Annotated in this window: 13 protein-coding genes; 6 read left to right on the forward strand and 7 right to left on the reverse strand. The window is 68.4% G+C overall.

Annotated features, from left to right (window positions below; all coding sequences use genetic code 11):
- Window positions 1–87 precede the first annotated feature (87 nt).
- The gene (locus CL52_RS19400) at window positions 88–1,002 is read right to left on the reverse strand and encodes a LysR substrate-binding domain-containing protein (protein ID WP_043222590.1); all 915 of its coding nucleotides are present in this window, start codon (window positions 1,000–1,002) and stop codon (window positions 88–90) included.
- Window positions 1,003–1,161: 159 nt separating this feature from the next.
- Here CL52_RS19400 and CL52_RS19405 point away from each other — a divergent pair, with 159 nt between their 5' ends.
- Together CL52_RS19405 and CL52_RS19410 are read left to right on the forward strand one after the other, a co-directional pair.
- Entirely contained in the window at window positions 1,162–2,586 is a 1,425-nt protein-coding gene (locus CL52_RS19405; protein WP_043222593.1) for an aspartate ammonia-lyase, read from the forward strand.
- Window positions 2,587–2,647: 61 nt separating this feature from the next.
- A complete protein-coding gene (locus CL52_RS19410) occupies window positions 2,648–3,907 on the forward strand; it encodes a dicarboxylate/amino acid:cation symporter (RefSeq protein ID WP_043222596.1) in 1,260 nt (419 codons plus the stop codon).
- A 20-nt stretch (window positions 3,908–3,927) separates the two neighbouring features.
- Here the strand turns inward: CL52_RS19410 and pdxR are convergent, their stop codons facing one another.
- Window positions 3,928–5,400, reverse strand: coding sequence for a MocR-like pyridoxine biosynthesis transcription factor PdxR (gene pdxR, locus CL52_RS19415; protein ID WP_043222599.1), 1,473 nt, complete (start codon window positions 5,398–5,400; stop codon window positions 3,928–3,930).
- Between the two features lie 93 nt (window positions 5,401–5,493).
- On the opposite strand from pdxR, the gene CL52_RS19420 reads away from it, so the two are divergent.
- Complete coding sequence (locus CL52_RS19420) at window positions 5,494–6,126, forward strand: FMN-binding negative transcriptional regulator (protein ID WP_041109467.1); 633 nt, start codon at window positions 5,494–5,496, stop codon at window positions 6,124–6,126.
- A gap of 14 nt (window positions 6,127–6,140) precedes the next feature.
- Window positions 6,141–6,581 carry a GNAT family N-acetyltransferase gene (locus CL52_RS19425; RefSeq protein ID WP_043222601.1) on the forward strand — a complete coding sequence of 147 codons (441 nt, stop codon included), beginning with the start codon at window positions 6,141–6,143 and terminating at the stop codon, window positions 6,579–6,581.
- A gap of 4 nt (window positions 6,582–6,585) precedes the next feature.
- On the opposite strand, the gene CL52_RS19430 is transcribed toward CL52_RS19425, so the two are convergent.
- The gene (locus CL52_RS19430; RefSeq protein WP_043222602.1) at window positions 6,586–7,404 is read right to left on the reverse strand and encodes a helix-turn-helix domain-containing protein; all 819 of its coding nucleotides are present in this window, start codon (window positions 7,402–7,404) and stop codon (window positions 6,586–6,588) included.
- 172 nt (window positions 7,405–7,576) lie between these two features.
- On the opposite strand from CL52_RS19430, the gene CL52_RS19435 reads away from it, so the two are divergent.
- Window positions 7,577–9,016, forward strand: a complete 1,440-nt coding sequence (locus CL52_RS19435; RefSeq protein ID WP_043222604.1) for an alanine/glycine:cation symporter family protein — start codon at window positions 7,577–7,579, stop codon at window positions 9,014–9,016.
- Between the two features lie 190 nt (window positions 9,017–9,206).
- The gene (locus tag CL52_RS19440; protein ID WP_041109461.1) at window positions 9,207–10,196 is read left to right on the forward strand and encodes an asparaginase; all 990 of its coding nucleotides are present in this window, start codon (window positions 9,207–9,209) and stop codon (window positions 10,194–10,196) included.
- Window positions 10,197–10,206: 10 nt separating this feature from the next.
- Here the strand turns inward: CL52_RS19440 and CL52_RS19445 are convergent, their stop codons facing one another.
- From CL52_RS19445 to CL52_RS19460, 4 genes are all read right to left on the reverse strand, one after another.
- A complete protein-coding gene (locus CL52_RS19445; RefSeq protein ID WP_041109459.1) occupies window positions 10,207–10,905 on the reverse strand; it encodes a carbonic anhydrase in 699 nt (232 codons plus the stop codon).
- A 77-nt stretch (window positions 10,906–10,982) separates the two neighbouring features.
- Window positions 10,983–11,891, reverse strand: a complete 909-nt coding sequence (glsB, locus tag CL52_RS19450) for a glutaminase B (RefSeq protein ID WP_043222607.1) — start codon at window positions 11,889–11,891, stop codon at window positions 10,983–10,985.
- A 67-nt stretch (window positions 11,892–11,958) separates the two neighbouring features.
- Window positions 11,959–12,261, reverse strand: a complete 303-nt coding sequence (locus tag CL52_RS19455; RefSeq protein WP_041109456.1) for a P-II family nitrogen regulator — start codon at window positions 12,259–12,261, stop codon at window positions 11,959–11,961.
- A 1-nt stretch (window position 12,262) separates the two neighbouring features.
- Window positions 12,263–13,204 (reverse strand): sodium-dependent bicarbonate transport family permease, encoded by a 942-nt coding sequence (locus CL52_RS19460; protein ID WP_041109454.1) that lies wholly within the window; start codon window positions 13,202–13,204, stop codon window positions 12,263–12,265.
- Window positions 13,205–13,225 lie beyond the last annotated feature (21 nt).

Here is a 13,225-nt window from a genome sequence, read left to right on the forward strand (position 1 = left end):
TTTTCCGGGGCCATGGGAAAAGCCAGCCTGGTCTGGCAGGAGTCGGCGCGATTCCCGGCATTCGCCGAGATTCGCCGCAGACCTGTTTCACACCTCGCTGGCGGTACGCGCGCGTTCGTCCAGGCGCCGCCAGAGCAGTCGCACCGCGCCCTTGCGCATCAGCGCGCAGCGATACAGGCGGATTTCCAGCGGCACCCGCCATTGCTCGCCGCCACAGACCACCAGCTCGCCGCGCTCGAGCTCGGAGCACACCGACAGGCGTGGCACCCAGGCGATGCCCAGGCCCTGCAGCGCCATGCTCTTCAGGCTGTCGGCCATCGCCGTCTCGTAGACGGTGGTCGAGCGCAACGCACGCTGGCGCAACAGCAGGTTCACCGAACGCCCGAGAAAGGCGCCGGCGCTGTAGGCCAGCAGCGGCACGCTCTGCCCGCTGTCGATGTCGTACAGCGCGCGGCCGTCCTCGCCCGTGGCACAGACCGGCAGCATTTCGGTGCGCCCCAGGTGCAGCGACGGGAAGAGTTCCGGGTCCAGCTGCAGCGCGGCGTCCGGGTCGTAGTAGGCGATGATCAGGTCGCAGCCGCCTTCTCGCAGCAGGTGCACCGCATCGCCGACGTTCGCCGCAACCAGGCGCGTGGCCAGGTTGAGGCCCTCGCGGCGCAGCCCGGCGACCCAGCCGGGAAAGAAGCCCAGCGCCAGCGAGTGCGCCGCGGCGACCTGCAGCACCTCGCCCTGCTGGCCTTCGAGGTGATGCAGATGGCGCACCACATCGCCGAGCTGCTCGACCAGGCTGCGTGCGGTGACCAGAAACAGCTGCCCCGCTTCGGTCAGCTGGACCGGCGTGCAGCTGCGGTCGACCAGGGTCAGCCCCAGCGCTTCCTCCAGCGAGCGGATGCGCCGGCTGAAGGCCGGCTGGGTGACGTAGCGCCGCTGCGCGGCCTGGGAAAAGCTGTGCGTGGCGGCCAGCGCAATGAAGTCTTCCAGCCATTTGGTTTCCAGATTCACAGGCCCCTCCGCCACGCTCGCCACGACCGGCAAGTCACGCCGCCATTATGCCGTTCCTGCATAGGGCAGCAAGCAACGGCATTGGCCGCCGGACGGCAGCAAGCCCTATCGTAGCGCCACTGCAGCCAAGCCTGCGCCAACCCGAACCAAGCGACCATCATGTCCGAACCTGCATCATTCCGTATCGAGAAAGACCTGCTGGGTACCCTTCCGGTGCCCGCCGACGCCTATTACGGCATCCAGACGCTGCGCGCGCTGAACAACTTCCGCCTGTCCGGCGTGCCGCTGTCGCACTACCCGAAACTGGTCACCGCCCTGGCAATGGTCAAACAGGCCGCCGCCGACGCCAACCGCGAGCTCGGCTACCTCAGCCCGAGCAAGCACGAGGCCATCAGCCAGGCCTGCGCACGGCTGATCCGCGGCGAGTTCCACGAGCAGTTCGTCGTCGACATGATCCAGGGCGGCGCCGGCACCTCGACCAACATGAACGCCAACGAAGTGATCGCCAACCTCGGCCTGGAGGCCATGGGCCACACCAAGGGCGACTATCGCCACCTGCACCCGAACAACGACGTGAACATGGCGCAGTCGACCAACGACGCCTACCCGACGGCCATCCGCCTCGGCCTGCTGCTCGGCCACGACACCCTGCTGGCCAGCCTCGACAGCCTCTGCCAGTCGCTCGCTGCCAAGGGCGAGACCTTTGCCCAGGTCCTGAAGATGGGCCGCACCCAGCTGCAGGATGCGGTGCCGATGACCCTCGGCCAGGAATTCCACGCCTTTGCCACCACGCTTGGCGAAGACCTCGGCCACCTGCGCCGCTTCGCACCCGAGCTGCTGCTGGAGGTCAACCTCGGCGGCACCGCGATCGGCACCGGCATCAACGCCGACCCGCGCTACCAGGCCATCGCCGTGCAGCGCCTGGCGCAGATCAGCGGTCAACCGCTGCGCCCGGCCGCCGACCTGATCGAAGCGACCTCGGACATGGGCTCCTTTGTGCTCTTCTCCGGCATGCTCAAGCGCCTGGCGGTAAAGCTGTCGAAGATCTGCAGCGACCTGCGCCTGCTCTCCTCCGGGCCCCGCACCGGGATCAACGAGATCAACCTGCCGCCGCGCCAGCCGGGCAGCTCGATCATGCCCGGCAAGGTCAACCCGGTGATTCCCGAAGCGGTCAACCAGGTCGCCTTCGAGGTGATCGGCAACGACCTGGCGCTGACCCTGGCGGCCGAGGGCGGCCAGCTGCAGCTCAACGTGATGGAGCCCTTGATCGCCTACAAGCTGTTCGATTCGATCCGCCTGTTGCACCGCGCCATGGACATGCTGCGCGAGCACTGCATCGAGGGCATCACCGCCAACGAGGCACGCTGCCGCGAGCTGGTGGAAAACTCCATCGGGCTGATCACCGCGCTCAACCCCTACATCGGCTATGAGAACAGCACCCGCATCGCCCGCGAGGCGCTGCTCAGCGGGCGCAGCGTGCTGGAACTGGTGCGCGAGGAGCGCCTGCTCGACGAAGCCATCCTGGCCGACATCATGCGGCCGGAAAACATGGTTGCGCCCCGCCTGACGCCGCTGACCGCCTGACCCCAGCGCCGGGCCGCGTCACGCGGCCCGGTGCAGCAGAACAAGAACAACAGGAACGACCATGACCCCGAGTACGACCCTTGCGGCGCCCCTGCGCCTGCTCGTCCGCCTGCCGCTCTGGCAGCAGATTCTCATTGGCCTGACGCTCGGCATCGCCACCGGCCTTGGCTTTGGCGAAGGCGCGCAGACCCTCGCGCCGCTCGGCACGCTGTTTCTCAATGCCATCAAGATGCTCATCGTGCCGCTGGTGTTCGTCTCGCTGGTCGCCGGCATCACCTCGATGCACGACAGCGCCAAGCTCGGCCGCATCAGCCTCAAGACCATCGCCATTTACCTGGTAACCACCGCCTTCGCGGTGAGTATCGGCCTGCTGTTCGGCGCCCTGTTCAGCCCTGGCGAGGGCATGCAGCTGGTCGCCAGCGGCCATGAGCAGGCCAGGCAGGCGCCCTCGCTGGTGTCGATCCTGGTCGGCCTGGTGCCGCCCAACCCGGTCAGCGCCTTTGCCGAGGGCAATATCCTGCAGATCATCGTCTTCGCCATCGCCCTGGGTGTGAGCATCAACCTGATCGGCGAGCGCGGTGCGCCGGCGGTGCGCCTGTTCGATGCACTGGCCGAGAGCTTCTACAAGCTCACCGACCTGGTGATGCGCGTCGCGCCGATCGGCGTCTTCGCCCTGACCGCCGGCGTGGTCGGCAGCCATGGCGCCGACGTATTGCTGCCGCTGGCCGGCGTCATCGGGGTGATCTACCTGGCCAGCCTCGCACACGTGCTGCTGGTCTACGGCGGGCTGCTCGGCGGGCTGGCGCGACTCAACCCGCTGCGCTTCTTCCAGGGCATCGCCCCGGCGCTGGCAGTGGCCTTCAGTACCTCGAGCAGCTCCGGCACGCTGCCGGTTTCCATCGAGTGCGCGCGCAACAATCTGGGCGTATCCGAGGGTGTCGCGGGCTTCGTCTTGCCGGTGGGCGCGACGATCAACATGGATGGCACCGCGATCTACCAGGGCGTGCTGGCGCTGTTCATCGCCCAGGCCTTTGGCATCGAGCTGGGCGCCGGGCAGTACGCGATGATCATCCTCACCGCGACGCTGGCCTCGATCGGCACCGCCGGCATTCCCGGCGCCGGGCTGATCATGCTCGGCCTGGTGCTCAGCGCCGCGGGCCTGCCGCTGGAAGGCGTGGCGCTGATCGCCGGCATCGACCGCATCCTCGACATGGCGCGCACCACGGTGAACGTCGCCGGCGACCTGATGACCACGACCCTGGTCGGCCGCAGCGAAGGCGAGCTCGACCGCGAACGCTACGACAGCCGGCAAAAGGTGTGATGGCCCCCTGGAGCCTGTCGCTATTCGGGCGGCAGGTTCCAGGCTCGTCGCAGGCGCTGCAGCGCGGCGACGATCTCACCTTCCGGCACCGCGGCGAAGCCCAGCACCAGCCCGCCGCCTGCACCTGGCGGCGCCTGGCCGTCCAACCAGTAGTCGGCCAGCCCGTTCATTTCCACGCCGGCCGCCCGCGCCTTGGCCACCAGCTCGGCTTCCCGTGTCGGCGAGTGCACCGGCACGCACAGGTGCAAGCCGGCGTCCACGGCCGGTAGCGCCGCGCAGCCGGGAATCTCCGCCGGCCAATGCCGCAACAGCGCATCGCGGCGTGCCCGCGCGGCCTGGCGCATGCGCCGCACGTGACGCTGGAAGTGACCGGCGGCAATGAATTCGGCCATCACCGCCTGGCTGCCGATGTCCGAATGGCGCATATCGAGCGCGCGGCGGCGGGCGAAGGCCTCGGCCAGCGCTGGCGGCAGCACCAGGTAGCCCAGGCGCAGCGCGGGAAAGGCGATCTTGCAGAAGGTGCCGACGTAGAGCACCCGCCCCTGCCGATCCAGCGCGGCCAGAGGCGCCAGCGGCGTGCCGTTGTAGCGGTACTCGCTGTCGTAGTCGTCCTCGACGATCCAGCCATCGCGACGCTCGGCCCACGCCAGCAGCTCCAGGCGCCGCGCCAACGACAGCGTGACACCGCTGGGGTACTGGTGCGAGGGCGTCACGTAGGCCAGCCGACAACCCTCGATTCGCGCCAGGGCGGCGCTGTCCAGGCCTTCGCCGTCCACCGCCACGCCGCACAGTTGGGCACCGGCCACGGCGAAGGCATGGCCGGCGGCGCGATAGCCGGGATTTTCCACCGCCACCCGATCACCCGGCTGCACCAGCAGCTGGGCGCAGAGGCTGATGCCCTGTTGCGCACCGCAGGTGATCACCACCTGGCTCGCGTCGCAATTCAGGCCACGGCTGCTGCGCAGATAGGCTGCCACCAGTTCGCGCAGGGTCGGATCGCCGGCCGGGTCGCCATAGCCCAGGCGCGCCGGCGAAGGCCGGCGCCAGAAGCGCGCCGACAGGCGTGCCCAGGTCTCGAAGGGAAACAGGTCGAACGCCGGCACACCGATGCGAAAGGCCCGCGGCGCACCGCCGAGCGGCGGCGCCAGATGATGCACCTCGAGCCGCCGCAGCGGCTCGGTGGCAAGGGCCGCGCCGGCGCCCGGGCGCGCCTGTGGTCGCTGGCCGTCCAGCTGCGCCACGAAGGTGCCGGCCCCGACCCGCCCCGCGACGTAACCCTCGGCATACAGCTGGTCGAAGGCGCGCGTCACGGTATTGCGCGATATGCCCAGCAGGGCGGCGAGGTCCCGGCTGGCCGGCAACCGGCTGCCGCCGCGCAGGCGCCCGTCGAGGATGCGTTCGCGCAGCGCCTGGTAGAGCTGACGCGCCAGCCCCTGGCCCGGATCGAGGCGGATACCGGACAGATCGACCGGCAATGGGGGTAGCGTGGGCATGGTGAATTGGCTCTATCGAAGTAGTCGCCAATGGATCTTACAGCGGACCAATATCCTGCCTAGCATGGCCCCATCGCACCAGAGATCCACGCCATGTACCTGCCCGCCGCCTTCCGCCAGGACGATCTCGGCGAACTGCACCGCCAGATTCACGCCACGCCGTTCGCCCTGCTCGCCAGTGCAACCGCCGCTGGCGTGCAGGCCAGCCATCTGCCGCTGCTGCTGGAGCCGGGTGAAGGCGAGCTGGGCACGCTCTACGGCCACTTCGCCAGGGCCAACCCGCACTGGCGCGCGCTGCACGATGGTGGCGAGGCGCTCGCGGTGTTCAGCGGCCCCGACGCCTACATCAGCCCGGGCTGGTACCCGAGCAAGGCAGCGCACGGCAAGGTCGTGCCGACCTGGAACTACATCGCCGTGCACGCCCGTGGCCCGGTACAGCTGATCGAGGAGCGCGACAGCCTCCTACGCATCGTCAGCCGCCTCAGCGACCGGCATGAAGCCGGCCGACCGCAGCCCTGGGCCGTCAGCGATGCGCCCGATGATTATCTGGACGCCATGCTGCGCGCGATTGTCGGCTTCGCCCTGCCGATCAGGCGCCTGGAGGGCAAATGGAAACTCGGCCAGAACCGCTCGCCGGCAGACCAGGCCGGGATTCGCCAGGGCCTGGCCACCTCGCCCGACCCGCACGGGCAGGCGCTGGCCACACAGATGCCGATCACCGACTGAGAGAGGACCGCAACGTGTTTCAGATCCGCCCGATTGCCGCCGCCGACCACGCCGCCTGGGACGAACTCTGGCAGGGCTACCAGCGCTTCTATGCCGCCGAGATTCCCCGCCCCACCAGCGAGCTCACCTGGCAGCGCCTGCTCGACCCGGCCGAACCGATGCATGCGGCGCTGGCTTGGCAGGCGGGCCGCGCCGTCGGCCTGGTGCACTGGATCTTTCATCGCAGCTGCTGGACCCCTGGCGACTACTGCTACCTGCAGGATCTCTACGTGGCCGAGGACGTCCGCGGCGCGGGCATCGGTCGCGCGCTGATCGAGCACGTCTACGCCCAGGCGGCCGCCGCCGGCGCTTCGCGCGTCCACTGGCTGACCCAGGAGACCAACTACGCCGGGCGCATGCTCTACGACCGCATCGCCGAACGTTCGGGCTTCATCCAGTACCGCAGGCTGCTCTGACGCTTCACGCGAAGCCGAACAGCCCGTTCTCCACATGGGGTGTCGCCAGGCGCTCGCGGATCTCCGGATCGATGCGCGGGTCGTCCGGCGCATAGAGCATCACCTGGCGATAGGCGCTGACGCGGTTGATCTCCCTGCCGAGGAATTCCCAGACCACGCGGGTGCAGGCCGGGGTGCGGCGGTCGCCGGAGGAGACGCCGGTCTTCAGGCCGTTGAGCCGGGTGATGCGGCTCTTGAAGCTGGGGATGAGAATGGTCTGGCTCATCTCGTTGAGCGTCAGCGATTCGTAGTCGATCAGAAACAGCCGGTCCTGCAGGCCGAAGGCCGCGCCCAGGTAGCGACAGCGCACCCAGTCCTCGGCCTGCCCGAGGGTCGGGCTGGCGCGTTCCTGGCGCTCCTGGCGCTCGAACAGGTACAGGCCGTTTTCCTCGCGCAGTTGCAGCAGCGAGACCAGCACGCTGCCCGGCACCGACATGCAGTTGGCATATTCGAAGTAGTAGCCGCAGTAGCGGGTGAGGTCGGCGCACTGCGCCCGCAGCGGCGCCATCAGCTCGAGCAGTGGATCACCGACGACCGCTTTCTGCGCGTCCGGGTTGCGTGCGCCGACCAGGCGCGAGAACTGCTCGGCAGGCAGCTCCAGTTCGTAGGGCTCGACGCCAAAGAAGTCGCCGATGCGCTTGAGGTTGTAGGGCGTCGGCCGGCTCTGCCCGCTGAGGTACTTGTTGAACTGCGCGCGGTTGATCGACAGCCGCCGGCAGACCTCGGCGATCGAGCGGTAATGCCGACACAGCAGTTTGAGGTTTTCGCTTAGATGGGAAGTCACGGCACGGCCCGGATAGCTGACGCGAGTGACGCAAATATAGCATCAGGTCGCGCCAGTTCGCGGCCGCCCGCGAAATTGCCCGGCGCGCCGTGCCTGATCGACCATCCCTGCCTGGCTCGCCCCGCCCCGGCGGGGCCCTGCATACAACAACGACAAAAAGGTGAACATTGCCATGCTCGACCTTCTGAATGACCTCATCTGGAGCAAGGTGCTGATCGTGATGCTGATCGGCCTGGGCCTGCTCTTCACCATCCGCTCCGGCTTCGTCCAGTTCCGCTACTTCGGGCGGATGTTCAGCATTTTCAGCCATGCCTTCGAACGCCAGCCCGGCCAGCTGTCCTCCTTTCAGGCCCTGATGCTCTCGGTCGCCGGGCGCGTCGGCGCCGGCAACATCGCCGGGGTATCGGTGGCGATCATGCTCGGCGGCCCCGGTGCAGTGTTCTGGATGTGGGTGGTAGCCCTCGTCGGCATGGCCACCAGCTACTTCGAATGTTCGCTGGCGCAGCTGTTCAAGCGCCGCGAGCCGGACGGCACCTACCGCGGCGGCCCGGCGTTCTACATCCAGCATGGCCTGGGCCAGCGCTGGCTCGGCATCGTGGTTTCGATCCTGCTGCTGATGACCTTCGGCTTCGGCTTCAATGCCGTGCAGTCCTTCACCGTCGCCAGCTCGCTGCACGACACCTTCGGCGTGCCCACCGTGGCCAGCGGCATCGCCCTGACCCTGGTGATCGGCCTGATCATCTTCGGCGGCATCCGCCGTATCGCCAAGTGGGCCGACGTGCTGGTGCCGGTGATGGCGTTCTCCTACCTGGCGATGGCGCTGTTCGTCATCGGCAGCAACATCGGCTCGGTACCCGAGACCTTCGGCCTGATCTTCCGCAGCGCCTTCGGCCTCGAGCAGGCTTTCGCCGGCGGCATCGGCGCGGCGATCCTGATGGGCGTCAAGCGCGGCCTGTTCTCCAACGAGGCGGGCCTGGGCAGCGCACCGAACGTCGCCGCCGTCGCCGAGGTCAAGCACCCGGTGGCGCAGGGCATCGTGCAGTTGCTGTCGGTGTTCATCGACACCATCATCCTGTGCAGCTGCACCGCGCTGATCATCCTGCTCTCGGGCGTCTACGAGCCGGGCATGGACCAGGCCGGCGTGGTACTGACGCAGACCGCCATGGCCGCCGTGGTCGGTGAGTGGGGCCGGGTGTTCATCAGCATCGCCCTGTTGCTGTTCGTGTTCACCACGCTGATCTACAACTACTACCTGGGTGAGAACGCCCTGGGCTTCTTCACCGAGAAGCGCATGCCGGTGGCGATCTATCGCGTGCTGGTGATCGCTCTGGTGCTGTGGGGCTCGATGCAGGATCTGGGGACCGTATTCGCCTTCGCCGACGTCACCATGGGCCTGCTGGCGATCGCCAACCTGATCGCCGTGACGCTGCTGTTCAAGGTCGGCCTGCGCCTGATGCGCGACTACGACAGCCAGGTGCGTGCCGGCGTCGAAGAGCCGGTGTTCGACCCCCGCCAGTACGCCGACCTCGACATCGACCCGGCCGCCTGGCCCGCCGTCGACGCCACGGTCAGCCAGCCTGCGCCTGCCTCGGCCGTGCCGGCACGCAGCTGACCGCCCTGCCCGGCCAACGCGCCGGGCTGCAGCCGGGCCGCCGCTCGCGCGGCCCGCTCGGCTTGGCTCCGGCCAGGAAACCGGCTAGGGTCTGTGCCGCCCGGTGCGTTACGCGCCGGCGCGGGCACAGCGCCCGCCAGCTCCCCTTCCCACTTCCTGCGGCGCTACGCCGCGTGAGCGAGGACCGCGCGTGACGCAATCCCCCACACGTCTGCTGGTGCTGTACACCGGCGGCACCATCGGCATGCAGCAGAGTGCCGCCGGCCTGATGCCTGCCTCCGGCTTCGAGACACGTCTGCGCGAGCGCCAGGCCGAGACGGGCGAGGCCCTGCCGGACTGGATCTTCCGTGAGTTCGTCCCGCCGCTGGACAGCGCCAACATGCAGCCCGCGAACTGGCTGCAGATGGCCGCCACGATCCGTGCGGCGGTGGACCACGACGGCTGCAATGCGGTGTTGGTCCTGCATGGCACCGACACCCTGGCCTACAGCGCGGCGGCCCTGTCGTTTCTGCTGCTCGAGCTGCCGGCACCGGTGCTGCTGACCGGCTCCATGCTGCCGGCGGCGGCGCCCGGCAGCGACGCCTGGGACAACCTGTTCGGCGCCATGCGTGCCCTGCAGGAACACCGGGTCGAAGGCGTGTGCCTGTTCTTCAACGGTGCGCTGCTGCACGGCGCCCGGGTCAGCAAGTTGCGCAGCGACGACTTCGATGCCTTTGCCGAGGCGCCGCGCAAGCGCCAGGGGCCACGTGCCGATCGGCGCCTGCCGATGAGCTACCGCAGCGCCTGGCAGCCGCGCGGCGTGGCAGTGCTGCCGTTGTATCCCGGCGTGGCCGCCGCACAGTTGACGGCCCTGGCCGACAGCGGGGTGCAGGCGCTGCTGCTCGAGTGCTACGGCAGCGGAACCGGCCCGGCCGATGACCCGGCCTTTGTCGCCGCCCTGCGCGAGGCGCATGCGCGCGGGCTGGTGCTCGGCGCGATCAGCCAGTGCCCGGGCGGGCATGTGGAATTCGGCGTCTACGCCGCCGGTAGCGGCCTGCGCGATGCCGGCCTGGTGTCCGGTGGCGGGATGACCCGCGAAGCCGCCCTCGGCAAGCTCTTCGCGCTGCTCGCCGCCGGCCTCGACCAGGCCGACGTCGAGTACTGGTTCGGCCACGACCTGTGCGGCGAGATGGCGGGCTGAGCCCGCCTGCTCAGGCCTGCGGGTAACGCGGCTTCGGCGTGGCCATCGGCAGCGGCCCATCGCCGATCAGGCGGAACTCGCCGCGCTCGGCATCGTAGGCACGGATGGCGCTGGTCTCGATGTCGTAGACCCAGCCGTGGATGAACAGCTGGCCGCTGGCCAGCCGCGCGGCGACCGACGGGTGGGTACGCAGGTGGTCGAGCTGGGCCACCACGTTTTCCTCGGTGAGGATGCCCAGGGTGTGCTCGTTGGCGCAGCCGCAGTTCTGCGCGACGACCGTCTTGGCGACTTCGGAATGGCGCAGCCAGGCCTTGACCGTCGGCATGCTCTCCAGCGTCACCGGGTTGAGCACCGCCTTCATCGCGCCGCAGTCCGAATGACCGCAGATGATGATGTGCTGCACGCCGAGCGCCATCACCGCGAACTCGATCGCCGTGGACACGCCGCCGAGCATCTGGCCGTAGGGCGGCACCACGTTGCCCACGTTGCGGGTAACGAACAGGTCGCCCGGCGAACTCTGGGTGATCAGCTCGGGGATGATGCGCGAGTCGGCGCAGGTGATGAACATCGCCCGCGGCGTCTGCTCGTGGGCAAGCTTCTTGAACAGCTCGCGCTGCTGCGGATAGATCTCCTCGCGAAAGCGCTTGACGCCCCCGACGATGGCGTCGAGGGCTTCCTGCGCGGTTTCGCTCGTCCTGTCATCGTTCATTTCGTTTCTCTCCAAGGGTTTGTTCAAAGGGTGGGACGTGGCGGCGGCACGCGTAGACACAGCCGTGCCGCCGCGCATCAGAACACCGACCAGTCGATGCGCTGCGACAGGGCCTCCAGCGCGGCCATGCCGATCAGCGAATTGCCGGCGGCGTTGAGTTCCGGTGACCAGACGCAGATGCTGAAGCGCCCCGGGACCACCGCGACGATGCCGCCACCGACGCCGCTCTTGCCCGGCAGGCCGACGCGGTAGGCGAAGTTGCCGGCCTCGTCATACAGACCGCTGGTGGCCATGATTGCGTTCACCTGGCGCGCCTGGCGCGGCGTGAGCACCGCCTCGCCGCTCGACAGGCAATGCCCGTCGCGCGCGAGAAAGCCGAAGGCGCGGGCCAGGTCGACGCAGTTCATGCGCAGCGCGCAATGGTGGAAATAGCTGCGCAGCACCGCCTCGACATCGTTGTGGAAATTGCCGAACGCCTGCATCAGGTAGGCCATGGCCGCATTGCGCGCCCGGTGCTGGTATTCGGACTCGGCCACCCGCGCATCCGAGACGACGTGCGGGTTGCCGGACAGACGCCGGACGAAGTCGCGCAGCGAGATCTCCGGGGTGGCGAAGCGCGACTGGTTGATGTCGCAGATCACCAGTGCGCCGGCATTGATGAACGGATTGCGTGGCCGCCCACGCTCGAATTCCAGCTGCACCAGCGAATTGAACGGCTGCCCCGACGGCTCGTGCCCGAGGCGCTCCCACAGTGATTCACCACGGTGGCCGATGGCCTGGACCAGGCTGAAGACCTTGGAGATGCTCTGGATCGAGAACGGTGTGCGCGCATCGCCGGCCTCGAACAGCTCGCCCTCGGCGCTGCACACGGCAATGCCCAGCTGGTCGGCGGCCACATCGGCCAGCGCCGGGATGTAGTCGGCGACGCGCCCGCGGCCGAGCAGCGGCCGTACCTCGTCAAGTATCTGTTCAAGCAGGGCTTGCATCAGGCAGCTCCCATCGGTCCTGGCTCTGGGTGTGGACGCCGGTGGCCCGGCCGGCATCACAGGCCGTTCAGAACTTCTCCGGGCGCAGCACTTCGACCTCGGCCAGGTAGCAGACCATGGCGAAGTCCTCGTAGTAGCGCTGTTCGAGATGCGCGGCGATGCGCTCGGCGATCTCGCGGCTGCAGATGACCTCCAGGCGAATGTTGCCGTCGGTATCCCAGCCGGCGCTGCGCACGCCGCGGCTGCCGCTGCCGCGTGCGTCCGACAGGGTCCAGCCGGGCGCGCCGAGCGCCTGCAGGTCGGCGACCAGCTTGTGTTCCAGTGCGGCCTCGCAGATCACGGTGAGCAGGGTGCGGGTATGGCCAGGCATGTCAGAACCCCCAGGCGATCAGCTGTTCGGCCAGGGCCAGGTACAGCGGAATGCCGATCAGGATGTTGAATGGAAAGGTGATACCGAGCGAGGCGGTCAGCGACAGCGATGGATTGGCCTCCGGCACCGCCAGGCGCATCGCCGCCGGAACCGCGATGTAGGAGGCGCTGGCCGCCAGCGTGGCGAGCATCGCCGTGCCGCCGAGCGACAGCCCCATGAAGCGCGCCAGCAGCGCGCCGATCAGCGCCCCGAGCAGCGGCATCAGCAGGGCGAAGGCGGCGAGCTTGATGCCGTAGCGCCGGAGCGAGCCGAGCTGGCCGGAGGCGATCAGGCCCATCTCCAGCAGGAAGAACGCCAGCACCGGCTTGAACATGCTGGTGTACAGCGGCTCGAGCGGCTTGATCGCTTCCTTGCCGGCGACCACGCCGATCACCAGGCCACCGAGCAGCAGCATGATGCTCTTGCCAAGAAAGATCTCGCGCCCCAGCTCCTTCCAGTCGGTGTCCTTCGATACGCCCTTGGCCAGCAGAATGCCGACCAGGATCGCCGGAATCTCGAGAATCGCCACGAACAGCGGCATGTAGCTCTCGAAGAAGACCTCCCGCGCCGCCAGGTAGGCCACCACCACCGCGAAGGTACCGGCGCTCACCGAACCGTAGTGCGCCGCCACCGCCGCCGCGTTGATGCGGTCGAAGCGCAGCCCGCGCAGCAGGCCGAAGGCGATCACCGGCAGCACGATGCCGAGCAGCAGCACCAGCAGCGACTGGCCAAGCAGCGCGGCACTGGCCTGTTCGGCCAGTTCCACGCCGCCATGCAGACCGATGGCCAGCAGCAGGACGATGGACAGGGTGTCATAGAGCGCCGGCGGCAGCTTCAGCTCGCTCTTGACCAGACCGGCCAGCAGGCCGAACACAAAGAACAACACGACTGGGTCGATTCCCATCGCTCACTCCGCTAGACGAAC

Source organism: Stutzerimonas balearica DSM 6083 (genome assembly GCF_000818015.1).
Taxonomy (GTDB): Bacteria; Pseudomonadota; Gammaproteobacteria; order Pseudomonadales; family Pseudomonadaceae; genus Stutzerimonas; species Stutzerimonas balearica.

What these genes read in the sequence shown, in the direction of transcription:
- CL52_RS19420 (WP_041109467.1), top strand. Translation starts at nt 5,494, where the DNA reads ATGTACCTGCCCGCCGCCTTCCGCCAGGACGATCTCGGCGAACTGCAC.
- CL52_RS19410 (WP_043222596.1), top strand. Translation starts at nt 2,648, where the DNA reads ATGACCCCGAGTACGACCCTTGCGGCGCCCCTGCGCCTGCTCGTCCGC.
- CL52_RS19460 (WP_041109454.1), bottom strand. Translation starts at nt 13,204, where the DNA reads ATGGGAATCGACCCAGTCGTGTTGTTCTTTGTGTTCGGCCTGCTGGCC.
- glsB (WP_043222607.1), bottom strand. Translation starts at nt 11,891, where the DNA reads ATGCAAGCCCTGCTTGAACAGATACTTGACGAGGTACGGCCGCTGCTC.
- CL52_RS19445 (WP_041109459.1), bottom strand. Translation starts at nt 10,905, where the DNA reads ATGAACGATGACAGGACGAGCGAAACCGCGCAGGAAGCCCTCGACGCC.
- CL52_RS19405 (WP_043222593.1), top strand. Translation starts at nt 1,162, where the DNA reads ATGTCCGAACCTGCATCATTCCGTATCGAGAAAGACCTGCTGGGTACC.
- CL52_RS19455 (WP_041109456.1), bottom strand. Translation starts at nt 12,261, where the DNA reads ATGCCTGGCCATACCCGCACCCTGCTCACCGTGATCTGCGAGGCCGCA.
- CL52_RS19435 (WP_043222604.1), top strand. Translation starts at nt 7,577, where the DNA reads ATGCTCGACCTTCTGAATGACCTCATCTGGAGCAAGGTGCTGATCGTG.
- pdxR (WP_043222599.1), bottom strand. Translation starts at nt 5,400, where the DNA reads ATGCCCACGCTACCCCCATTGCCGGTCGATCTGTCCGGTATCCGCCTC.